The sequence below is a fragment of the Pseudoxanthomonas sp. CCNWLW251 genome (assembly GCF_037402255.1).
In the GTDB taxonomy this organism is placed as follows: domain Bacteria; phylum Pseudomonadota; class Gammaproteobacteria; order Xanthomonadales; family Xanthomonadaceae; genus Pseudoxanthomonas_A.
Genome location: NZ_JBBEGA010000004.1, coordinates 149586 through 170471 on the forward strand (window position 1 = coordinate 149586; position 20886 = coordinate 170471).

Below are 20886 nucleotides of genomic sequence, written 5' to 3' on the forward strand. Positions count from 1 at the left end.
CACGCGGCATTCACTCCGCCGGTGGCACCCCGCCGGCGGCCTCCGCCTCGCCTCGCGCGGCGACCGCGGTGCCGGCCTGCCGTGCCGCCGGCAAGGGCTGGATGCGCAGGCCGCGATGGCGGCACAGGTCAACCGCCGGATACAGCGCGCGCCGGCCGTTGGCGAACTCCACCCGCACGTCGTGCAGGCACTGGTCGCCGGCCACTTGCACCGTCACCGCGCCACCGCCGCCGGCGAGAGGCTCGCCCTGCAGCAGTTCTTCCCAGGCCGTGCCCCCGGCCGGCGTGGCCGAGACCGATACCAGCCGGTCGTGCGCGCGGTTGATGAGGTCCAGATAGTGCGTGCGTTCGCCTGCGATGGCTGACGTGGCGGAACAGGCAGCGATGACGAGGACGATGACGGACGAGCGGCGCATGGCGTGATCTCCGAGGGGATGGGCGCCACCGGACATGCGGGTCTCGCGCGCCGGGGCCACGCCATCACGCGCCGCGTCGGCCAGCGCGGCAACGGATCCGGGACGAATCGTCGTGCCGGCGGGGCGAATCGTAGTCCGTGACGTTCGCGCCTTCCCGGCCGTGACGGCGGGGCCTACGATGCCGGCACCTTCCGGGAACACGTGCATGAAGATCCGACTCGGCAGCATGGAGGTGCGACTGTCCCGCTACCTGGGTCTGTGGGCGGTCGTGGTCGTCGTGTTCGCTGCGCAGGGCTGCGTCAACGACGCCGTCAACGGCCACCTGTGGTCGCCCGGTGACTACCTGCGCTGGTGGTCGATCCAGTGGCTGACCTGGGCGGGACTCGCGCCGCTGGTGTTCCGCCTGGGCGAACGCCACCCCATTCCGTTTCCGCCACGACTGAGCGCGCTGGCGCGGCACGTGGGCTACAGCCTGGCCGTGACCCTGCTGGCGGTGGTCATCGGCGCCCTGGTATCGACGCTGTTCGAACCCAGCAGCTTCGGCCAGCAACTCATACAGTTCATCAGCAAGCACTACGCGATCGGCCTGCTCGCCTACTGGACCCTGCTGGCCGTGCAGCAGCTGCTGCATTTCCAGGCCGAGAAATCGCGGCGCGAGATCGAGGCCACGCGCCTGGCCACCGAGCTGGCGCAGTCGCGGCTGCAGGTGCTGAAGACCCAGCTGCAGCCGCACTTCCTCTTCAATACGCTGCACGCCATCATCACCCTGCTCGACGAAGACACGCTGTCGGCGGAAGACATGCTGCTGCGGTTGAGCGAACTGCTGCGCGCATTCCTCGAGGACTACGACGGCCAGGAAATCCCGCTGCGGCGCGAACTGGAACTGCTCGAGCTGTATCTCGGCATCCAGCGGCGACGCTTCAAGGACCGACTGACCACGCGCATCCATGTCGCGCCCGACGTACTGGATGCGGCCGTCCCCAGCCTGGTGCTGCAGCCGATCGTGGAGAACGCGATCCGCTACGGCATCGGCCAGCACGTCGGCGACGACTGCGTCGAGATCGACTGCCGGCGCGAGGGCGACGCGCTGTGCATCGACGTGCGCAACTACAACAGCACGCTGGACGAAGGCGGCCATGCCGGCGGCCACGGCATCGGCCTGTCCAACACGCGGCTGCGCATGCGCGAACTCTACGGCGATGCCGCCAGCCTGCGCCTGGACCTGATCGTGCCGCGCGGCGTGGCCTGCCGCCTGCGCGTGCCCTTCCACGAGATGGAAGAGGATCCGTTGCCGGAGCACGTGCCCGCATGAGCCTGACCGCCCTGGTGATCGACGACGAACCCATCGCGCGGCACGCGGTGGTGCGGCTGCTGCGCGAAGACCCGGACATCGAGGTGGCGGGCGAATGCGGGGACGGTGTGTCCGCGGTGGCGGCGATCCGCGACCTGTCGCCGGACCTGGTGTTCCTGGACATCCAGATGCCGGCGATCACCGGCCTGGACGTGGTCGCCACCATCGGTGCGTCGCGGATGCCGGCGACGGTGTTCGTGACGGCGTACGAGCAGTTCGCGGTGCGCGCCTTCGAAGCGAATGCGGTGGATTACCTGGTGAAGCCGTTCAGCCGCGATCGCTTCGCCGACACGCTGCGCCGCGCGAAGCAGCGGCTGGCCACCGCGCGCGGCGCCGATGCCGACGCCACCGCGCGCATCATGCAGGCGCTGGCGTCGCTGCAGCAGCGCGATGCCTACCTGGAGCGGGTGCCCGTGCGCGAGGACGAGCGCGTGGTGCTGGTCGACGTGGACGACATCGTCTGGATCAAGGCCAGCGGCAACACCGTGCGCCTGCACCTGGCCGACCGCGTGCACGAACTCCGCGAGACCATGGCCGCGCTGGCCGCGCGACTGGACCCGCGCCGCTTCGCCCGCGTGCATCGCTCGGCCATCATCAACATCCGCCGGGTGAAGGACATCCATCCGTGGTTCAACGGCTACCACGTCGTCACCATGGACACCGGCCAGCAGTTGCGCATGAGCCGCTACCAGCACGACGCCTTCCTGAAACTGGCTACCCTGCGCCGCGAGGACTGACCGGTGCATCGCCGTCGATCATGCGCGCTGCCTGCGCCTTCCCCGCGGCCAGCGCGTCATGGCAGGTGAAGTAGCTGCGGCTGGCGTCCACCCAGGCATCGCTCCACGCACCGCCCTGCACGGCGCGCACGCGCACCGCGAGCGACCACGGCTGGCGGTCGTCCGGCCGCTCGATCACCACTTCCACCAGATGCCCCCGGCGGGTCGACAGGTCCACCTTCTTCTGCATGCGCGTGTTCCCGGCAAAGTGAAGTTCCGCCCTGCCTGGCCTGCGCTCCGGTCCACCCTGGTCCATCGGGACCAACGCGGAAACCCGGCGCCGTGGGCCAGCTATTCCGATGCCACGCCTGCCAGCGCCAGCACCCATCCGGGCACCACCGGCTCGCCGGCATAGAAGTCCCTGGGCTTCTTCTCGGCCATCGCCCAGCGATGCAACCAGCTGGGACCGAAGCGGCCGTCGTAGCCGTCCTCGCCGCGGGCATACGCGGGGTCGCGCAGCGCTTCTTCCAGCGTCACCACCCGGTAGCCGCGCCGCTGCACGCCGGCCACGAGTTCGGCGTAGGCCACCGCGTTGAGCTCGTTGGCATGCAGCAGCCACACCTGCGGCAGCGCATGGCCCAGCAGCGCCTGCGATTGCCGCTCGTAGTAGTCGACCTTGTTGAGCATGTAGGGGATGTAGCCGCGCCGCAGGCGCTCCAGCGTGGCGGCGCGCTCCGGCGTATCCGGTTGGCCGTCCAGCACGTTGGCATAGGCGAAGGCCCAGACCCATTCGCCGTTGTCCACCGTCACCGGCGCGATGCGGTAGCCGTGTTCGCCGAGGAACACCGACAACGTGGCGCGGTCCTCCGGCGTGCGCCCCGCGCGAAGATAGGGATGACGGAACCAGCGCGGCACCTGTCCGCGTTCCGCCAGCAGCGGACGCAGCACACGCTCGCCGTCCAGGATGTCCTGCTGGAACGCAGGCAGGCCGACCGCATGCAGGTCGAGGTGGCCATGGGTGTGGTTGCCCAGTTCGAAGCCCGCCTCCAGCCAGTCGCGCAGCATCGCCACGCGTGCAGGCTGCACCTGGCCATCGATCTCCAGCTTGCCTTCGTTGACGAACCCCACCACCGGCACGCCGGCCTGCTCCAGCTGCGCCATCAACTGCGCGTGCCGCGCCGGCAATTCGGCTTCCGGCGTCTTGCCCATGCGCTGCCATGGCAGGTCGTCGATGGTGATGGCGATGCGGCGGTCGGGGCCGGCGGCATGCGCGCTCAACGCAAGCGCCGACAACAGCAGTACACGCAGGAGGAAGGGCACGCGCGATCCAGGGCAGCCGGCGGAGCGGCGAGCTTACCGTCCGCCACGGCCCTGCCGCCAGACGGATCAGGACGTGCCGCTGGATTCCGCCCGCAGTCGCGCATCAATGGTGGCACGCAGGCCGGGATGGTCCGGCGCGCGGATGTCGAATTCATCCCGCAGTACCGCGATCACGGCATCGGCATCCGGCAGGCTGCGCCGTTCGCTCGCATGGCCGACGCGATGGACGGCGAAGCTGCCGTTGTTGAGCGTCCTGCGCCAGCCCGGCCCGGTGCGTGCGGCGCGCAGCTGGCCCAGGAACGGCGAGTCCGGATGCGTGCTGACGTACCAGTTGCCGACGATGTAGTCGATCTCGGCCTGGGGTTGCAGGTCGAACACGTACATCGCCCGCCACTCGCCGGCCACGAGGGCGCGCAGGGTATGCAGGCCGTCATGCCGGGTGATGCGGTACGGCTCGTGCGGCGTGGCTTGCACGTCCTCGGTGTCCAGCCGCAGCGGTGCGGTGGGCACCATGCCGCCGAAGCCGACATCGGCGATATGGCGCTGGCCGTCCACGGTGACCAGCACCAGCAGATGGGTGCGCGCGGTCAGTTCGTCCTCCGGCCCTCCCATCACCACGCGCGCCGTCAGGCCGCGTGCATCGAACCCCAGGTGTTGCAGCAACGCCAGGAAAACGCGGTTGAGTTCGTAGCAGTAGCCGCCGCGACCTTCGTGCAGCAGCTTGTGCTGGATGGCCGGCAGGTCCAGCGGCACGGGCAGGTGCAGCAGGGTGGACAGGGTTTCGAACGGGAACGTGGAAGTATGCCGCTGCTGCAGCGCGCGCAGGGTTTCCAGCGTGGGCGGTGGCGCCCGGTCATGACCCAGGCGGTGCAGGTACAGCGCGATGTCGGTAAGGGCGGTGGCCATGGCGGACTCCTTGATCGGCAGGCGGCCACTGTGCGACCTCAAGCGCGATTGAGGTCAAGGCGGTGCGCCATCCGCATCATTGATGGAAGCGGTCCGCTGACCATTTCCATACCTTCAGTCCGCGTGACGGCAGCGTGTCCTGCGGATGCGGCATGATGCGTAAGAGGATCACGGACCCCGAAGGATGTGCTGATGCGTGCTTGGTTGTTGCTGCCGTTCCTGTTGTTGTCTTCCGGTGCCGCGTTCGCGGCCGACGCCTGCCCGCAGTTGTCGCAGCAGACGCCGTCCGACGTCGCCACCCGCATCGCCGCGGTCGCTTGCCGCGAGCACCTGATGTGGTACCGCCCCTTCATCGACCGCAACGGCCGGATGGCGAACGCGCCGATGATGGAAGCCGAGTCGTCGCTGTTGTCGATCGGCGATGACCGCGCCTGGCAACGCGTCGCGCGCTACTGGCGCGACAGCGGCCTGCTTGGCGCCATCGGCCATCGCCGCGGTGCGACCGAGTGCCTGTACGCCTCCGCCACCGGTCCTCAGGCCGAAGCGTGCCGCGGCTTCGTGGTGGATACGCCGTGGTCGGCCGCCTTCATCTCGTGGGTGATGCGCGAAGCCCGGGTGCCCGGCTTCCGCGGTTCCAGCCGCCACTTCACCTATGTGCAGGCGGCGTTCCAGAACCCATCGCCCAACGCCTTCGACGTCATCGACGTGGCGAAGGCCAAGCCGGTGGTGGGCGACCTGATCTGCTACGTGCGCCAGTCCGGCCGCCTGTTCGGCCACGAGGGCTTGCTGCCGGTGCTGCGCAGTGGCGGGCCGCTGGACATGCATTGCGACATCGTGGTGGCGGTGAACCCGAACAACGACAGCACGGCGTACGCGATCGGCGGCAACGTGCAGCAGGCCGTGACCATGCGGATGCTGCCGCTGAACCGCAATGGCGAGTTCTGGGGCGGGCTGCCACTGCGCATTGGCGACGGCACGCTGTGCGCGCCGGACAACGAGGCGGCGTGCAGCATGAACCGCCAGGACTGGGCGGCGATCCTGCGGCTCAAGCCGCCGGCGGAACTGGCGAAGCTGCCGAGTGCGCTGCCGCCGGTGCAGGACGCACCGGGCAGTGGATCACCCGAGAAGGCGGACTGCTGCATTCACTGCGTCGTCGGGTCGGGTGTGCCAAGGTGCCCGGCGGAAGCGACCCCGCCCGCCACCACGGACACCCCATGAAAACCCTGCCCCGCCTCCCCGCCGCACGTCGTCTCGCCACCCTCGCCGCGACCGTGCTGCTGGCCGCCTGCACCACCACGCCACCTGCCACCAGCACCACGCTCGCTGCCGGCCAGCAGGCCACCGTCGACGGCAGCATCGTCAGCGTGGACACCACGCCGTGGACCTATGACGGCAGCGCGGTGGTCAGGATCGCAGGTGCGAATGGCGAGGTGGAGGTGCACCTGCCCGCACGCTGGAACCTGTGCAAGGCCCCGCCCCCGGAGGACGTGCAAGCGCTGAAGTCCGGCGACCGCGTGCAGGCCACCGGCACCGTCAGCGAAGACGGCGCACTGGTGGTCTGCGAACGTGCCGAGCATGGGTTGCGCAGGGCGCGCTGATCAGCCGCCCACCCTCCGGCTTCCCGGCACCAGCATCGGCACCCGCCGGCGATAGTCTTCGTACTCCGGCAGTGCGGCGACCAGATCGCGCTCCTCCCAGCGGATCGCGAGCAGGATGTAGACCGTCGTCATCACCGCGAACAGCAGGTGCGTCATGGTCATGGTCGGCGTGGCCCAGAAGGTCAGCAGCCACGCCACATACAGCGGGTGGCGTACCCAGCGGTACACGGTCGGCGTGCGGAATGGCAGCGGGGTATAGGGCCGTCCGCGGAACTGCAGCCAGACCTGGCGCAGGCCGAACAGGTCGAAGTGATTCAACAGGAACGTCGTGTACAGCAGCAGCATCCAGCCGGCCGCGAAGAGCGTGTACAGGGCAGTGCGCGCGGCGGGGTGCTGCACGTCCCAGACCGTGCCGCCCAGTGGACTCCACAACCAGAACAGCAGGATCAGCGCAACGCTCGACAGCAGGGTATAGGTGCTGCGTTCCGCCGATTCCGGTATCAGCCGCGTCCAGGCCCGCTTGAAGGCGGGGCGCGCCATCACGCTGTGCTGCACTGCGAACAGGGCCAGCAGGCCGAGGTCGATCAGCAGCGCGGTGGCGAACGGCGCGGTGGGCGGGGAATCCATGCCCTTCGGCACCCAGAGGTTGCCGATGAAGCCGATGGCATACAGGAAGGTGGCGAAGAACACGGCGTAGCAGGCCACGCCGTAGAGCAGGATCAGGGTGCGTTTCATCATGGCCTCGTGGTGGGCGCGGCGCAGCCGGGGGGCCGCTGCGGGCGCGCGGGATGGGATGCGGCAGCGTGGCCGGTCCATGCCGTCCGCGGCAGAGGAACAATGTCCCGACGCACGGCATCGTCCGCGCCAGGCCGGGGAACAATGTCCCGGCTACACTGCGGGCCGGTTTCCTTCCGGGATGGCCGCATGCAGCAGGCGATCCGCTACCTGACCACCGGCGACGGCGCGCGTCTGGCGTGGGCGTCGATGGGCCGCGGGCCCGTGCTGGTCAAGGCGGCGAACTGGCTCAGCCATCTGGAATACGACCTGCAGAGCCCCATCTGGCGGCACTGGTACCGGTTCTTCGGCGAGCACTACCGCCTGCTGCGCTATGACGAACGCGGCTGCGGCATGAGCGGCGGCGATGCGCGGCATCTGACCCTGGATCACTGGCTGGGCGACCTGGAATCGATGGTGGACGCGGCGGGCCTGCGCGAGCCCTTTGCGCTGATGGGCATCTCGCAGGGGGCGGCGGCCTGCGTGGCGTATGCGGTGAAGCATCCGCAGCGCGTGTCCCGGCTGCTGCTGTACGGGGCGTACGCGCGCGGGCCCTACGAGCGTGGAGACGAGGACGCGGCGCGGCTGTACCACGCCATCATCGACATCGCGCGGGTCGGCTGGGCCGACCAGAACCCGGTATTCCGGCAGGTGTTCACGTCGCGCTTCATTCCCGACGCCACGGAAGCCCAGGTGCACTGGTTCAACGAACTGGTGCGGACCACGACCACGGCGGAAGCCGCCGCCGCGCTGCTGGAGGCGCGCGCGCGCATCAATGTCACCGCGCTGCTCGACCAGGTCCGCGTCCCCACGCTGGTGCTGCATGCGCGCCAGGACGGCGTGGTGCCGCTGGAGGAAGGGCGGCTGCTGGCGGCCGGCATCCCGGGCGCGCGCTTCGTCGAACTGGAATCGCGCAACCACGTGCTGCTGGAACACGAGCCGGCCTGGCAGCGCTTTCGCCAGGAGGTGCTGGCGTTCCTCGGTGGCGCGCCACAGGGTGAGGAACGCCTGGCGGAGCTGACGCCGCGTGAGCGCGAGATCGTGGCGGGACTGGTCGCGGGCAGGACCAATGCGCAGATCGCGGCCACGCTGTTCATCAGCGACAAGACCGTGCGCAACGCGCTCACCCGTATCTACGAAAAGCTGGGCGTGCAGTCGCGGACGCAGGCGATGGCGTTGTTGCAGGGGTCACCGGCGGACTGAGCAGGCATGACGAACGCTAGTCCGCGATCACCCACCGCCCATTGTCCTGCAGCACCACCTCGAAGCGCGCCCACTGTCGGAATTCGTCGAGACTTGCCGTCCCCACGCTACCCGTCTGCTCGCCCGCGACGACGCGGTACTGCAGCGCCGGGCCCTCGCTTTCGATTACGTGCCGCACGCTCCACAAGCGGCCGAGTTTGCCGTTGCTGTAGAAGCGCCCGCGGACGATCGCATCCGGATGGGTGATGTTGCGCTCGGCGTGCTGCTTGGCCAGTTCCAGCAGTTCGGTGAGGTTCTCGGTGGTGATGTCGACGTAGGAGTTGAGTTGCTCCATCGCGGCGGAGAAGTCTTCCTGGGTCAGTTCGAACTGGCGCTGCGCGGGCTGGGTGATCCGCGAGGCCTGACGGCGGCGATGCAGATGAGCGGGGTAGCGACGCCACGGGAAGAGCGCGTTGAAGGCGACGGCCATGGAGAGGATCGCCACCACGTTGATCAGGATCGGCATCAGCACGTAGTGGTAGCCGAGCGCGTGTACGTCCGGGCCGCCGATCACCGCGGCCAGGGCGGTGGCGCCACCGGGCGGGTGGATGCAGCGCAGGTAGTACATGCCCAGCACGGCCAGGCCCACGGCGAGCGCCGCGGTCCACGCATGGCCGGGGAACAGTTTCTGGCAGCTCACGCCGATGACGGCGGACAGCAGGTGCCCGCCCACCACGGCCCACGGCTGCGACAGCGCGCCCTGCGGCACGGCGAACAGCAGCACGGCGGATGCGCCCATCGAGGTGACCATCAGGGCGCCGCCGACGGCGGACGCGGCATCGGTGGGGAACGTCCAGCGGGTCAGCCCGTACACCGCGAGGATGCCGAGCAGCGCGCCGATGCCCGATATCCACTTCTCGCCATGGCGGGTGGTGTTGCGCTCGATACCCAGCAGCAAGCGCAACTCGGTCAGGCGGGAATGGGAGCTCATGGGCGACAGGGGTAAGGATCGGCGGCGCAGTCTATGCGAAGGAGACGCTTCGATCCGCTACGTCCTTACGTAGGGCGGGCCCCGGCCCGCCGCTCAGGAACATCACGCTCGCCCGCTAAGCAATCCGATCCGACGGAACCACATTTCCAGCGGCACAGTCACCAGCGGCGGCACGGCAGCGGTGACGGCCAGCAGCGTGGCCCACCACGGCCAGCGCAGGCGCAGGGCCGACAGCACGGTGACCACGACGTAGAACAGGAAAGCGCCGCCATGCAGCGGCCCGAAGATCTTCACGCCCAGTTCGTTAGCCACCGGCCCGTACTTGAGCCACATGCCGATCAGCAGACCGGCCCAGGTGAAGCCTTCGATGAAGGCGGCGACAGCGAACAGGCGCCCGGCGGGCGCGAGGGGACGGGACATGCGGGAACTCCAGTGAGTGAATGCCGGGTGCGATGGCGGCTGCGGCGCTCGCTGGCGATAGAAATATTAACGAGAAAATTGAAGAACGAACACGAAGTCCTGATCCAGGAAGGTCCACGCGTAACTTCAATTGGAGTTCGTATGCCTAAGCGTGATCGAAGCCGTACTTTCGACTTCTAAGATCAAAGGCCTCCTTGCCACCCTCCATGATCCTTGTGATGTTCTCGCGAATAGCTAAAGTCTCAATAGCGCCATCACAATCGATGGCAACTCGTCCTCCAGTTGGGCCGGTAGACCCGCCCGAACTTAACGCCACGACTTTGTCCGCATCTCCGTTAACCACGATATTCGGATTGTGCGTAGCGAAAATTAGCTGGCGCCTGTTCTTTGACCGGCGGATAAGCTCGACGATCTTCATTACCACCCTGTTGTCGAGATCATCTTCGGGCTGATCTATGATCAATGGGCCTGCCTCTTGCTTCAACAGTAGCTCCAGCAGAGCCGACGCTTGCTGTCCAGGGGATGCGTTGCTGAAAGGGATCTCTCGACCATCATCTATGTACTTAAGCATGATGGAATCACGAGGAACCGCAGACAACACCGCCGATACCTTCTCGTCGGTCAATGACGAGTAAATCTTCGTCGCTTGCTGCTGAGTAATCGACGAGGAGCCGAACAATGTCTTCTCGATTTCTTTCTTGACATCGTCGCTCGGCTCCTCATTTGAGCCGACCATGATTCTAGCTTCGTAGATTTTTAGAATCTGGTCAGAGAAGTCGAACCAGGCACCCTCCGCCTCCGCTTTGGACAACTTCGAGACGAGAGCCTCAACTTTGTCAGCGGCATCATGAACCCTGCTTCCCTCTAGCAGAGCAGAAACAGCGTTGACACAGTCCGCTGGACAAGGATCTCTCTTCAACCTAGCTGCTAGCACTTGACCTGACTGCCCCGCCACTTTCTCGGCCGCCTCCCTAAGAATCAGTCGTCTATCATCAAGCAATTGTTTAAGACCTTCTCTCTCCGCCGCCAACGCAGTCAAGGCGCCAGACGAATCGTTCTCCCTGCTCTGCGCACTTGCTTCTAGTCGTTGGGCAACAGCAAGCTCCGCCACCAGTCGCTCATTGTCAGCAATGAGTGACTTGTGTGCCGCCTGCTGCTTAACAGCCTCTTCGTAGCGCTCCCTAAACTCAGAAGATCGTCCTTTAAATGTCGCGAGCGCACCCTCTCTCAAGTGGTCAAGCTTGCTTAGCTCCATCGCCGCAGCATCTAACGCTTCAAGAATCTTCAACCTTGAGCTTCGAGACTCCTCTTTGAGCTGAACTATCTCTCCGAAAGCAATCTGATCTGGCAATGGCGGCAGGTTCAGAATTGACCTCCGCATGTCATCAAATCGACCCCGATCATCTGAGATCACTTGCTCTATCTCACTTAGATAGGCAGTAGTACGCGCGTAGCGGGGCGACTCTTCAATGATTGCAAGTGTCGACTTGGATATCCCGCCTTCGTCTAGCAACTTCGCTACGGCCGTCAGCCTATCTTGTACATCTTGCACTCGCAGCTTTGCCTGCCGACTTTCGAGAACCGCCTGCCAATGCGCAGCTGCTTGCTGAACAGCAACTCCAACAGATCGCTTCCCGTTTCTGATTGCTTGATCTACCTCTCTCCGCCGCTCGACAGCTTCTGCTGCTGCAATTCCGGTGATCTGATCAATGCTCTTTTCCGCAGTAGTTGTTGATAAGGACTTTTGATAAAACGCTCTAGCTCGGAATCGTCGCCGCGCCTCCTCCAGCGACACCGAACTTTCGCCACCATCCAAATCAGTAATCAAGATGGTGTCCTTCGTCGCCAGATCTCTTCGCCAGGTCTCATAGATTCCCTCCCGATACAGTCGCGCCTCGACGAAACCGCTCTCCCCAAGAGTCTCTTCTACGAGATGGAGCTCTCGCACGGCCTGCTGGTCCGAAGAGCTAAAGTCCCCAGATCGACGGGCAAGAACAAACCTAAGATGCTCGAGAATTGCACTTTTTCCAGAGCCACGACCGCCGATAACAGCGGTAAAGCCCTCATTGAAGGTAATTTCGACCGGACTCTCCCCAAGGAGAGTGGATTTTATAGTTAAGCCAACCAGGCGTTCCGAGGGCAAGTCAGGCTCTTCGTAGCAAATACGAGCCTCATCTGCCAAAAGCGCCTGCCGCAGCGCCTCCAATGACGGCTCACCCAGCTTGATCCAGCAAGCGTTGGCCCCAAGCCGCTCCCAATCTTCACGGCGATTGTCGCCAGTTGAAACAATCGCGCGCCTTCTCGTTCCCCACTCTTTGATCTTCCCGCGAATTTTATCGACGGTTTGCTGCGCCAATTCTCCGAACGGCCGCTCGACGTAGATACCGTCAGCGTCTAACGTTACGAAGCGCGGATGATGCCCGGCAGCATTCAAACTCTTGTAAGCATCCTGATCGCTGAAGTGCGGCAAGAGGAGGCAGCTTTCTCTCAAAGAAACATCTATGGCTACCGTCTCAAACAGCTTCTCAACGGTTAACCCACACGGAGCAACCACGCAACCTTTTGCCAAGTCCTGATGATCTTGAGGAGTGGCCGGCAGGCTATGAAGCTTGCTGAGGAGTTTTTTTACTAGCCCGACATCGGCCAAAGGATCAAACAGGGCGAGCACCTGAGCATTGTCATTGCACGTGATTTCTACACCAGGAAAAACAACTATGCCGGATCCATCCCTTATGGCCGCCTCGCTTACGTACCGGAATAGAGCAATGTCGTGATGATCTGTAATAGCTACTGCCGTTAGACGCTTTTCTTTGCATGCAACGATGAACTTGTCGGCCCATGCCGCTCTCGCCGCCTCGGTCTCGGGCGTGCCACCTGTTAGTTGATCACTACCAACCCAGCCGTGGTCCCGCGGCGTATGACACTGCAAATCCGTCCGATGCCATACGGCACCGCCGTGAGTTCCAAGTTTGCTAGTCATATAGTTATTCCTTGGCATGGCAACAAGTAGTGCCACTACTCCACATGCTTGAAGCGCCATTGAAACGAGCGTTCTCGACACACTCCTATCAACTGATACGCGCCTTCAGTAGGCCGACACTGCAAAGGCATCCCCTGCAGCAATCATCGTGCAACTACTCGTCGACATCAGTGGATTACCCTTGCAGCCGCAGGAAGACACGAGTTCGGCCCACTTCCTCCTCAAGCCCAGCACGAAACGCGGCATCTCGCAGCTCCTGCTCCTCCACATACCCAAACGTCGACCGCAACTCCCCATCAACCACGCTTAGATTCCCCCAACCAATCACCCGGTCACCCCACAGCACCGGTAGCGCGTAGTACCCCAGCTTCCTCTTCGGCGCAGGCGTGTACGCCTCGAACCGATACATCCATCCCCAGAACATCTCGAACCGCCTTCGGTCCCACACCACCGGATCGAACGGCGTCAGCAGGCGCACCTGGTCATCCGGCTTCCAGCGCCGCGAGCGCGGATCCTCGTCCGCCGGCCAGTACCAGTCCACCCCATCGACCCGCGCCGTGCCCAGCCGCTGGCGTGCCCGCTTCAACGCCCCCGCACGCAAGCCTTCCCACTGCGGCACCCCGCGACGCAGATAGCCAAGCAACTGGCCCAGGCTCGCCGCCGGCAACGGCGCGTACTTGCGCACGATGATGTCGAGCAACGCATCCAGCCGCGCCTCCGCATCTGACACCGCGACAGGTGTCGCATCACCGACGCGCGGCGCATAGACCCGCGTACCGCCCTCGCGGCGTGCGACCCGCAACAGCCCGCGGTAATGCATGCCGTCCAGCAACTGCGTGCTGGCATTGGATGAGCCACCGAACCAGTTGGTCGTCTTGCCATGCCCGAAGTGCGCATCCACATCGCGCGGATGCGCCGTGCCGCGCTCGCTGACGAAAGCCAGCACCGCCTGTGCCTGCTTCCAGCGCGCGGGCGTCCACGCCTCGCGTGCCTTGCGCGGATGCATCAGCTGGTGATGCTCGCGCGGCAGGAACCCGTAGTTGACGAAGAAGTCTTCTTCCAGCGGCAGGCGTGGATACCGCCGTTCCAGATCACCGGCGCGGTAGCCGGCGACGCGGTGGCGCAGGGTCAGGTCCTGCGCGCGTGCCGGCGCCCGGATCGGGTCCGCCTGCACGAACCCCAGCCGCTGGATCGCGCGCGGTAGGGTCGTCGGCTTGAACAGGCTGCGTGCGACGGCATAGCGGCGCAGGTGGTCGAGGGTCAGCGTCATGCGGCGCAGCCCATCACCGCATCGTCCTTCGCCACGCACTCACGCCGCGACGTCGATGTACTCCACCTGGCTCGACGGCATCGGTATCGCCAACCCGTCCTCGCGCATTCCCGCGAGATGCAGGGCGATGGCATCGTGGATCAGCCCTTCCACCTCGATCTTGGTTTCACCGGTGGCCACGCAGCCGGGCAGGTCCGGCACATAGGCGGAATAGTTGCCGCCCGCTTGCTCGATGACGATGGCATAGCGCATGGAAGTCACCTCTTGATCCCGGCCTGTTTCAGGATGCTGCCCAGCGTGCCGGGCGCCACATCATCCCCCGGTTTACCGGCGACTGTCACCCGGCCCGGAAGCGTCGGATGCTTGAACTGGCGGTGGCTGCCTGTCTGGCCGACCTATTGCCAGCCTGCGTCCTTCAGCTGCTGCAATACATCGCGAATCTTCGGAGGCACGTTCGCATTCCTTGCGAAGGGTTGTCATCGTCCTTGCCCACACTGCAGTCCACTGCCTCCCTCCCCCGCACGCGGGAGAAGGAGTGCGCGGACTCACACCCCGATGGGGTTCGCCTTCTCCACATCAATCTTGTACTGCTTGATCGCGCGGGACACGTCCTTGGCGGTCATCTTGCCTTCCTTCGCCAGCGCGGCGATGGCGGCGTGGGCGATGTAGTAGCGGTCCACTTCGAAGTGGCGGCGCAGGTTGGCGCGGGTGTCGCTGCGGCCGAAGCCGTCCGTACCCAGCACCGTGTACGCCGCCGGCACGAACGCGCGGATCTGGTCCGCGTACGCACGCACATAGTCGGTCGCCGCGATCACCGGGCCCTGGCGGCCTTCCAGCAGCTCCGTCACGTACGCCTTGCGCGGCGACTTCGCTTCCGGGTTCAGGCGGTTCCAGCGCTCAGCGTCGAAACCGTCGCGACGCAGCTCGTTGAAGCTCGGGCAGGACCAGATGTCGGCGGTGACACCGAAATCCTTGTCCAGCAGCTCGGCCGCCGCGATCGCCTCGCGCAGGATGGTGCCGCTGCCCAGCAGCTGCACGCGCAGCTCGCCCTTCTTCGGCTTGCCGGCATCGGTGAGCAGGTACATGCCCTTGATGATCCCCGCCGCAGCGCCTTCCGGCATCTCCGGGTGGGTGTAGTTCTCGTTCATCAGGGTGACGTAGTAGTACTCGTCCACCTGCTCCTGCAGCATCTTCTGCATGCCGTGCTGCAGGACCACCGCGACTTCGAAACCGAAGGTCGGGTCGTAGCTGCGCACGTTCGGGATGCCGCCGGCCACCACATGGCTGAAGCCGTCCTCGTGCTGCAGGCCTTCACCATTCAGCGTGGTGCGGCCCGCGGTGCCGCCCAGCAGGAAGCCGCGCGTGCGCATGTCCGCCGCCTGCCAGGCGATGTCGCCGATGCGCTGGAAGCCGAACATCGAGTAGTAGATGTAGAACGGCAGCATCGGCACGTTGCTGACCGAATAGCTGGTGCCCGCCGCCATCCACGACGACATCGCACCCGGCTCGCTGATGCCCTGCTGCAGCACCTGGCCGGACTGGTCCTCGCGGTAGTACATCAGCTGGTCGGCATCGACCGGCTTGTACTTCTGGCCGAACGGCGCATAGATGCCGATCTGGCGGAACATGCCTTCCATGCCGAACGTGCGTGCTTCGTCGGCGACGATCGGCACCAGGCGCGGGCCGACCTGCTTGTCGCGCAGTGCGATGTTCAGGCCCTGCACGAACGCCATGGTGGTGGAGATCTCGCGGTCGCCGGTGCTCTTCAGCAGGCGGTCGAAGGCTTCCAGCTTCGGCGTCTCGAACGACTCGCTGGCCTTGCGGCGGCGCTGCGGCAGGTAGCCGCCCAACGCGGCGCGGCGCGCCTTGAGGTACTGGATTTCCGGCGAGTCCTCGCCCGGGTGGTAGAACGGCACCTGCGCCGATTCTTCCAGCTGCTTGTCGGTGACCGGGATGTTGAAGCGGTCGCGGAACGTGCGGATGGCTTCGTCGTCCAGCTTCTTGGTCTGGTGGGTCGGGTTGAGCGATTCGCCCGCCGAGCCCATGCCGTAGCCCTTCACCGTCTTGGCCAGGATCACCGTGGGCATGCCCTTGGTGTTCACCGCCTCGTGGTAGGCCGCGTAGACCTTGTGCGGATCGTGGCCGCCGCGGTTGAGGCGCCAGATGTCGTCGTCGGACAGGTTGGCGACCATCGCCGCCGTCTCCGGATACTTGCCGAAGAAGTTGTCGCGCGTGTACTTGCCGCCGAACGCCTTGCAGTTCTGGTACTCGCCGTCGACGGTTTCCATCATCAGCTTCTTCAGCACACCGTCGGTGTCGCGCGCGATGAGCGGATCCCAGTAGCTGCCCCACAGCAGCTTGATGACGTTCCAGCCACCGCCGCGGAACACGCCTTCCAGCTCCTGGATGATCTTGCCGTTGCCGCGCACCGGGCCGTCCAGGCGCTGCAGGTTGCAGTTGACCACGAAGATCAGGTTGTCCAGGCCTTCGCGGCCGGCCAGCGCGATGGCGCCCAGGGTTTCCGGCTCGTCGCTCTCGCCGTCGCCGATGAAGCACCACACCTTGCGGTCGGACTTCTCGATCAGGCCGCGGTGCTCCAGGTACTTCATGAACTGCGCCTGGTAGATCGCCGCCAGCGGGCCCAGGCCCATCGAGACGGTCGGGGTCTGCCAGTAGTCGGGCATCAGCCACGGGTGCGGGTAGGACGAGATGCCCTGGCCGTCGACTTCCATGCGGAAGTTGTCCAGCTGCTGCTCGCTGATGCGGCCTTCCAGGAACGAACGCGCGTAGATGCCCGGCGCGCTGTGGCCCTGGATGAACAGCAGGTCGCCCGGGTGGTTGTCCGACGGCGCGCGCCAGAAGTGGTTGAAGCCCACGTCATACAGCGTGGCGCCGGAGGCGAAGCTGGCGATGTGGCCGCCGAGGTCGCCGGGCTTGCGGTTGGCGCGCACCACGGTAGCCATCGCGTTCCAGCGGATGATCGAACGGATGCGCCATTCCAGCGCGGCGTCGCCCGGGCTCTTGGCCTCGTTCTGCGGCGCGATGGTGTTGACGTATTCGGTGGTGGGCGAGAACGGCAGGTAGGCGCCGGCGCGGCGGGTCACTTCGACCATGCCTTCCAGCAACTGGTGAGCACGCAGGGCGCCGTTCTTCTCGATCACCGCCTGCATGGAATCGATCCACTCGCGGGATTCCTGCGGATCCGGATCGCTCTGCAACATCTCGTTCAACCAGTTCATTCCCGCTCCTGTTGCGCCGCGCGTGGGGCACGGCATTGCCGATACTTTTAGAGCCTTGAAGTGTAACGCACGCACCCGCCGCGGGACCTGGCTACGCAGGCGTATGGAGCGGATGCAGCGTATCTGTCCCGGGACAATGACCACACCAAAATCAGACCTTTGCCGTATTGCAATGCAGCAAGCAAAAGTGAGCTTATGATCCGCTTCCGGGGGGAACGCGACGATCAGGGTCGGCATGCGCAACGCAGTGCCCAGCAGTGTCGTGCCAGATGAGGTCGCCGGTGCCGCGCACTGGCGCAGCAGCCTGCGCACGCGCATCGCATTGTGGGCCGGCCTGGTCAACGTGGTGCTGCTGTTGCTGCTGGTGCTGGCGACGGCGTGGTTCGCGCGCCGGCTGATCCTGGACGACGCGCGCCGCGACACGCACGCCACCGCGCAGGAAGCGGCGCAACGACTGGACAACGCGCTGCACGTGGTGACGATCACCACCCACGGCATCTCGGACCTGGTGGGCAACGCCCAGCTGTCGCCGGACGAACTGACCACCACCCTGCGCGCGATGGTGAACGCCACGCCCGGCTGCGTGGGCGGCCTGCTGATCCTGGAGCCCCGCACGCGCAACGACGCGCCGTTCGCACGCTACGTGGCCGGCAATGGCGGCGACCGCGACTTCGTCGCCGACGGGTATCGCTTTCGCGACCAGGGCTGGTACCAGCGCACCGTGGCATCGCCCGGCGGCTGGTGGTCCGAGCCCTACCTCAACCAGACCGCGGGCGGCGTGTGGATGGTCACCTACAACATGCCGCTGCGCGAACCCGGGCGCGGCGCGCGCACCCGCGGCATGGTCAGCCTGGACCTGCCGCTGGCCAACCTGACCGACCTGGTGGATGCGCTGGCGCACCTGCCGGGATGGCGGGTGACGCTGGTGGCACCGGCCGGCACGCTGGCACTGAATCCGGAGGTGGGCGTTGAGCGGTTGGAGACCCTGGACGACTACATCCTGCGCGCCGGTCGCGCCGACCTGCGCGAAGCCGCGCAGGCGGTGCGCGTTCGCCAGCCCCTGCAGTACGCGCACGTGGATGCCGTCAGCGGCGAGCGGCGCTACACCGTGGTGGAGCCGGTCGGCAGCAGCGGCTGGACCCTGCTGGTCGCGCAGTCCTACGAGCTGATCATGGCCCGCCTGACCGAGGCGCTGTGGATGCTGGCGGCGGTGGGCGCGCTGCTCGCGCTGCTGTGCATGCTGGTGGTGCGCAAGCTGGCGCGCCACATCAGCCAGCCGGTGGAAGGGCTTTCGTCGTCGGCGGCGCGGCTGGCGCAGGGCGACTACAGCATGCCGGTGCCCTTCGTGCGCAGGCGGGACGAAGTCGGCCAGATGGCACGCACGCTGGAACACGCGCGCGGCTCGATCCAGCTGCAGCTTCGCGAGATCGAGGACATGACTGCGGCCCGGCAGAAGCTGGAGAGCGAGCTGTCGATCGCGCGCGAGATCCAGCAGGCCATGCTGCCACCGGGCCGCGTGATCGACCGCGAACACGCACACCTCGAGGCCTACGCGCGACTGGAGCCGGCCAAGGCCGTGGGCGGCGACTTCTACTGCTTCATCGAAACCGACGCCGATGGCCTGTGGTTCGCCATCGGCGACGTGTCCGACAAGGGCGTGCCGGCGGCGCTGTTCATGGCCCGCACCGTGACCGTGCTGGAAGTGGCCGCCAGCACGCACGCTTCGCCGGAACGCGTGCTCGCCGAGGCGTCGCGCCGGCTGGTGCAGGGCAACGATGCGTGCATGTTCGCCACCGTGCTGTGCGGGCGCGTGGACGTGCGCAGCGGCGCCTGCGTGCTCGCCAGCGCGGGCCACGACGCGCCCCTGCTGCTGCATGCGGATGGACGCCACGAGGAACTGCCGCTGCAGCCGGGGCCGCCGCTGGGCTTCGAAGTGGGCGACACCTTCCCGCTCTGGTCAGGGCAGTTGCCGGCGGGCGCCACCCTGCTGGCGTGGACCGACGGCATCACCGAAGCCTTCGACGACGGGAACCAGGCCTTCGGTGCGGAACGCATCCCCGGTGCGCTGCTGCCGGGCGCGACCGCGCGCGACCAGTGCGAAGGGCTGATCGCGCAGGTTCACGCATTTACGGGCGCCGCCCCGCAATCGGACGACATCACCGTGCTGGCCATCCGTCGCCGGCTGGACAGCACCACCGCTTCGGCCGAAGCTCCGCCATCACAGGAGACCCCGCATGCAGATGCGATTGTTCATCCCACGTGAGCACGCCCGCGTGGACGACCTCAACGCGTCGCTGGAGGCCGTGCTGGCCAACAACGGCGTCAGCCGCGCGATCCAGTGCGACGTGCGCCTGATCGTGGAGGAACTGGCCAGCAATGCCATCGAGCATGGCGACCCGACCCGCGTGGGAGCCGAGGAGCACGAACTGTGCGTGGACATCGGCATCCGCGAGCACCTGCTGACGCTCGAGTTCCGCGAGAGCGGCGCCGCGTTCAATCCGCTCGACCAGCCGCCCCCGGATCTGGATGCCGACATCCTCGACCGGCCCACCGGCGGTCTCGGCCTGCACCTGGTGCGCCAGGTGGCGGAAGAAGCTGCCTACCAGCGGATCGGCAACTACAACGTGCTGCGCCTGACCCTGCGCATCCCAACCGAGGAGAGCGACGCATGAGCCTCAGCATAGACATCCACCCGACCGGCAAGGGCAGCCAGCGCGTCACCCTCGCTGGCCGGCTGGACACGCACACCTACGAAGATCTGGACGAAGCCCTCGCACCGCTGATGACCCGACAGCTGCATTCGCTGGTGCTGGACCTGTCCGGGCTGGAGTACATCAGCAGCGCCGGCATCCGTTCCATCTTCAAGGCCCGCAAGGCGCTCGCCCCGCACGGCGGCAAGGTGCTGCTGGTCAATCCGCAGCCGCAGATCCAGAAGGTGCTGGACATGGTCAAGGCCGTGCCGTTGAACGAGATCTTCTCGTCCACCGCCGAAGCCGATGCCTACCTGGACGTGATGCAGCGCAAAGTGCTGCGTGCCGGCGAAGAGGACGACGATTGAGCGAGCACGCGCCCGGGCCATACGCCCGTCGCGCGATTGATTTACGATCCAGCGTCCCTCCCCTCCCTCCCGGGCTCCCCCACCCGGCATATCCGGATTACCGAGATGCCCGATGACGCTGGAGATTGAGATCTACCCGCCGGTCAACGGCAACCAGTACGTGCTGCTCAGCGGCCGCCTGGACACCGCCAGCCACGCACAGCTCGACGAACAGCTGGCGCCGATGCTGGCTGCACGCCCGCAGGCACTGGTGCTGGACCTGGCCCATCTGGACTACATCAGCAGCGCCGGCGTGCGCAGCATCCTGAAGGCGCGCAAGGCCCTGGCCCCGCATGAAGGCCGCCTGCTGGTGGTGCACCCGCAGGAACAGATCCGCAAGGTCATCGAGATCGTGCAGGCCGTGCCGATGGACGAGATCTTCGAGTCCACCGCCGATGCCGATGCCTACCTGGATGCGCTGCAGCGGCGGATCCTGGATGGCGAGGATGAGGGTTGATCGTTTTCATGTAGGAGCGACGTGAGTCGCGACCGGATGCCATCAGACACCCTGGACACATGATTCATGCGGTCGCGACTCACCGGTGCCGGGCATGCCACCACCACTCCTACAGGGATCCCCAACAGAAAAACGCCCCGCATGCGGGGCGTTTTCTTTTCCGGACACCG

The 20886-nt window shown here is 66.0% G+C and carries 20 protein-coding genes; 9 read left to right on the forward strand and 11 right to left on the reverse strand.

Annotated features, from left to right (window positions below):
• Window positions 1-10: 10 nt before the first annotated feature.
• Window positions 11-415 (reverse strand): hypothetical protein, encoded by a 405-nt coding sequence (locus tag WBN46_RS15565; protein ID WP_337732350.1) that lies wholly within the window; start codon window positions 413-415, stop codon window positions 11-13.
• Between the two features lie 205 nt (window positions 416-620).
• Between WBN46_RS15565 and WBN46_RS15570 the strand changes: the two genes are divergently transcribed.
• Complete coding sequence (locus WBN46_RS15570) at window positions 621-1727, forward strand: histidine kinase (protein ID WP_337732351.1); 1107 nt, start codon at window positions 621-623, stop codon at window positions 1725-1727.
• Window positions 1724-2503, forward strand: coding sequence for a LytTR family transcriptional regulator DNA-binding domain-containing protein (locus WBN46_RS15575; RefSeq protein WP_337732353.1), 780 nt, complete (start codon window positions 1724-1726; stop codon window positions 2501-2503). Before WBN46_RS15570 ends, WBN46_RS15575 begins: the two co-directional genes overlap by 4 nt.
• On the opposite strand, the gene WBN46_RS15580 is transcribed toward WBN46_RS15575, so the two are convergent.
• The 3 genes from WBN46_RS15580 to WBN46_RS15590 all read right to left on the reverse strand — a co-directional run bounded on the left by WBN46_RS15580 (window position 2481) and on the right by WBN46_RS15590 (window position 4708).
• Window positions 2481-2732 carry a hypothetical protein gene (locus WBN46_RS15580; RefSeq protein ID WP_337732354.1) on the reverse strand — a complete coding sequence of 84 codons (252 nt, stop codon included), beginning with the start codon at window positions 2730-2732 and terminating at the stop codon, window positions 2481-2483. The genes WBN46_RS15575 and WBN46_RS15580 overlap by 23 nt on opposite strands.
• Before the next feature lie 101 nt (window positions 2733-2833).
• Window positions 2834-3802, reverse strand: a complete 969-nt coding sequence (locus WBN46_RS15585; RefSeq protein WP_337732355.1) for a polysaccharide deacetylase family protein — start codon at window positions 3800-3802, stop codon at window positions 2834-2836.
• A 66-nt stretch (window positions 3803-3868) separates the two neighbouring features.
• Entirely contained in the window at window positions 3869-4708 is an 840-nt protein-coding gene (locus WBN46_RS15590) for an arylamine N-acetyltransferase (RefSeq protein WP_337732356.1), read from the reverse strand.
• Between the two features lie 192 nt (window positions 4709-4900).
• Here WBN46_RS15590 and WBN46_RS15595 point away from each other — a divergent pair, with 192 nt between their 5' ends.
• Together WBN46_RS15595 and WBN46_RS15600 are read left to right on the forward strand one after the other, a co-directional pair.
• Complete coding sequence (locus tag WBN46_RS15595) at window positions 4901-5926, forward strand: DUF2272 domain-containing protein (protein ID WP_337732357.1); 1026 nt, start codon at window positions 4901-4903, stop codon at window positions 5924-5926.
• Window positions 5923-6306, forward strand: coding sequence for a hypothetical protein (locus WBN46_RS15600; RefSeq protein WP_337732358.1), 384 nt, complete (start codon window positions 5923-5925; stop codon window positions 6304-6306). Before WBN46_RS15595 ends, WBN46_RS15600 begins: the two co-directional genes overlap by 4 nt.
• Here WBN46_RS15600 and mddA read toward each other — a convergent pair whose 3' ends face one another.
• Window positions 6307-7044 (reverse strand): methanethiol S-methyltransferase, encoded by a 738-nt coding sequence (mddA, locus tag WBN46_RS15605; protein ID WP_337732359.1) that lies wholly within the window; start codon window positions 7042-7044, stop codon window positions 6307-6309.
• A 186-nt stretch (window positions 7045-7230) separates the two neighbouring features.
• Between mddA and WBN46_RS15610 the strand changes: the two genes are divergently transcribed.
• Window positions 7231-8283 carry an alpha/beta fold hydrolase gene (locus WBN46_RS15610; protein WP_337732360.1) on the forward strand — a complete coding sequence of 351 codons (1053 nt, stop codon included), beginning with the start codon at window positions 7231-7233 and terminating at the stop codon, window positions 8281-8283.
• 16 nt (window positions 8284-8299) lie between these two features.
• Here the strand turns inward: WBN46_RS15610 and WBN46_RS15615 are convergent, their stop codons facing one another.
• The 6 genes from WBN46_RS15615 to aceE form a co-directional block, all read right to left on the reverse strand.
• Entirely contained in the window at window positions 8300-9253 is a 954-nt protein-coding gene (locus WBN46_RS15615) for an HPP family protein (protein WP_337732361.1), read from the reverse strand.
• Window positions 9254-9355: 102 nt separating this feature from the next.
• Window positions 9356-9673, reverse strand: a complete 318-nt coding sequence (locus WBN46_RS15620; protein ID WP_337732362.1) for a DUF3817 domain-containing protein — start codon at window positions 9671-9673, stop codon at window positions 9356-9358.
• A gap of 145 nt (window positions 9674-9818) precedes the next feature.
• Entirely contained in the window at window positions 9819-12653 is a 2835-nt protein-coding gene (locus tag WBN46_RS15625; RefSeq protein ID WP_337732363.1) for a TrlF family AAA-like ATPase, read from the reverse strand.
• A gap of 175 nt (window positions 12654-12828) precedes the next feature.
• On the reverse strand, window positions 12829-13923 hold the full coding sequence (locus tag WBN46_RS15630) for a crosslink repair DNA glycosylase YcaQ family protein (protein WP_337732364.1): 1095 nt from the start codon (window positions 13921-13923) through the stop codon (window positions 12829-12831).
• Window positions 13924-13962: 39 nt separating this feature from the next.
• Window positions 13963-14175, reverse strand: a complete 213-nt coding sequence (locus WBN46_RS15635; protein ID WP_337732365.1) for a type II toxin-antitoxin system HicB family antitoxin — start codon at window positions 14173-14175, stop codon at window positions 13963-13965.
• A 293-nt stretch (window positions 14176-14468) separates the two neighbouring features.
• Window positions 14469-17162 carry a pyruvate dehydrogenase (acetyl-transferring), homodimeric type gene (gene aceE / locus WBN46_RS15640; protein ID WP_337732366.1) on the reverse strand — a complete coding sequence of 898 codons (2694 nt, stop codon included), beginning with the start codon at window positions 17160-17162 and terminating at the stop codon, window positions 14469-14471.
• 235 nt (window positions 17163-17397) lie between these two features.
• Here aceE and WBN46_RS15645 point away from each other — a divergent pair, with 235 nt between their 5' ends.
• From WBN46_RS15645 to WBN46_RS15660, 4 genes are all read left to right on the forward strand, one after another.
• Window positions 17398-19425, forward strand: coding sequence for a SpoIIE family protein phosphatase (locus tag WBN46_RS15645; RefSeq protein ID WP_337732367.1), 2028 nt, complete (start codon window positions 17398-17400; stop codon window positions 19423-19425).
• Window positions 19397-19834 (forward strand): ATP-binding protein, encoded by a 438-nt coding sequence (locus WBN46_RS15650; protein ID WP_192199829.1) that lies wholly within the window; start codon window positions 19397-19399, stop codon window positions 19832-19834. Before WBN46_RS15645 ends, WBN46_RS15650 begins: the two co-directional genes overlap by 29 nt.
• On the forward strand, window positions 19831-20220 hold the full coding sequence (locus tag WBN46_RS15655) for an STAS domain-containing protein (RefSeq protein WP_337732368.1): 390 nt from the start codon (window positions 19831-19833) through the stop codon (window positions 20218-20220). Before WBN46_RS15650 ends, WBN46_RS15655 begins: the two co-directional genes overlap by 4 nt.
• 112 nt (window positions 20221-20332) lie before the next feature.
• The gene (locus tag WBN46_RS15660; protein ID WP_337732369.1) at window positions 20333-20716 is read left to right on the forward strand and encodes an STAS domain-containing protein; all 384 of its coding nucleotides are present in this window, start codon (window positions 20333-20335) and stop codon (window positions 20714-20716) included.
• The last annotated feature ends 170 nt before the right edge of the window (window positions 20717-20886 follow it).

Bases quoted from the DNA above. Each gene is read 5' to 3' on its own strand.
- WBN46_RS15565 (WP_337732350.1), bottom strand. From the start codon at position 415: ATGCGCCGCTCGTCCGTCATCGTCCTCGTCATCGCTGCCTGTTCCGCC.
- WBN46_RS15570 (WP_337732351.1), top strand. From the start codon at position 621: ATGAAGATCCGACTCGGCAGCATGGAGGTGCGACTGTCCCGCTACCTG.
- WBN46_RS15575 (WP_337732353.1), top strand. From the start codon at position 1,724: ATGAGCCTGACCGCCCTGGTGATCGACGACGAACCCATCGCGCGGCAC.
- WBN46_RS15580 (WP_337732354.1), bottom strand. From the start codon at position 2,732: ATGCAGAAGAAGGTGGACCTGTCGACCCGCCGGGGGCATCTGGTGGAA.
- WBN46_RS15590 (WP_337732356.1), bottom strand. From the start codon at position 4,708: ATGGCCACCGCCCTTACCGACATCGCGCTGTACCTGCACCGCCTGGGT.
- WBN46_RS15595 (WP_337732357.1), top strand. From the start codon at position 4,901: ATGCGTGCTTGGTTGTTGCTGCCGTTCCTGTTGTTGTCTTCCGGTGCC.
- WBN46_RS15600 (WP_337732358.1), top strand. From the start codon at position 5,923: ATGAAAACCCTGCCCCGCCTCCCCGCCGCACGTCGTCTCGCCACCCTC.
- mddA (WP_337732359.1), bottom strand. From the start codon at position 7,044: ATGATGAAACGCACCCTGATCCTGCTCTACGGCGTGGCCTGCTACGCC.
- WBN46_RS15610 (WP_337732360.1), top strand. From the start codon at position 7,231: ATGCAGCAGGCGATCCGCTACCTGACCACCGGCGACGGCGCGCGTCTG.
- WBN46_RS15615 (WP_337732361.1), bottom strand. From the start codon at position 9,253: ATGAGCTCCCATTCCCGCCTGACCGAGTTGCGCTTGCTGCTGGGTATC.
- WBN46_RS15620 (WP_337732362.1), bottom strand. From the start codon at position 9,673: ATGTCCCGTCCCCTCGCGCCCGCCGGGCGCCTGTTCGCTGTCGCCGCC.
- WBN46_RS15625 (WP_337732363.1), bottom strand. From the start codon at position 12,653: ATGACTAGCAAACTTGGAACTCACGGCGGTGCCGTATGGCATCGGACG.
- WBN46_RS15630 (WP_337732364.1), bottom strand. From the start codon at position 13,923: ATGACGCTGACCCTCGACCACCTGCGCCGCTATGCCGTCGCACGCAGC.
- WBN46_RS15635 (WP_337732365.1), bottom strand. From the start codon at position 14,175: ATGCGCTATGCCATCGTCATCGAGCAAGCGGGCGGCAACTATTCCGCC.
- aceE (WP_337732366.1), bottom strand. From the start codon at position 17,162: ATGAACTGGTTGAACGAGATGTTGCAGAGCGATCCGGATCCGCAGGAA.
- WBN46_RS15645 (WP_337732367.1), top strand. From the start codon at position 17,398: ATGCGCAACGCAGTGCCCAGCAGTGTCGTGCCAGATGAGGTCGCCGGT.
- WBN46_RS15650 (WP_192199829.1), top strand. From the start codon at position 19,397: ATGCAGATGCGATTGTTCATCCCACGTGAGCACGCCCGCGTGGACGAC.
- WBN46_RS15655 (WP_337732368.1), top strand. From the start codon at position 19,831: ATGAGCCTCAGCATAGACATCCACCCGACCGGCAAGGGCAGCCAGCGC.
- WBN46_RS15660 (WP_337732369.1), top strand. From the start codon at position 20,333: ATGACGCTGGAGATTGAGATCTACCCGCCGGTCAACGGCAACCAGTAC.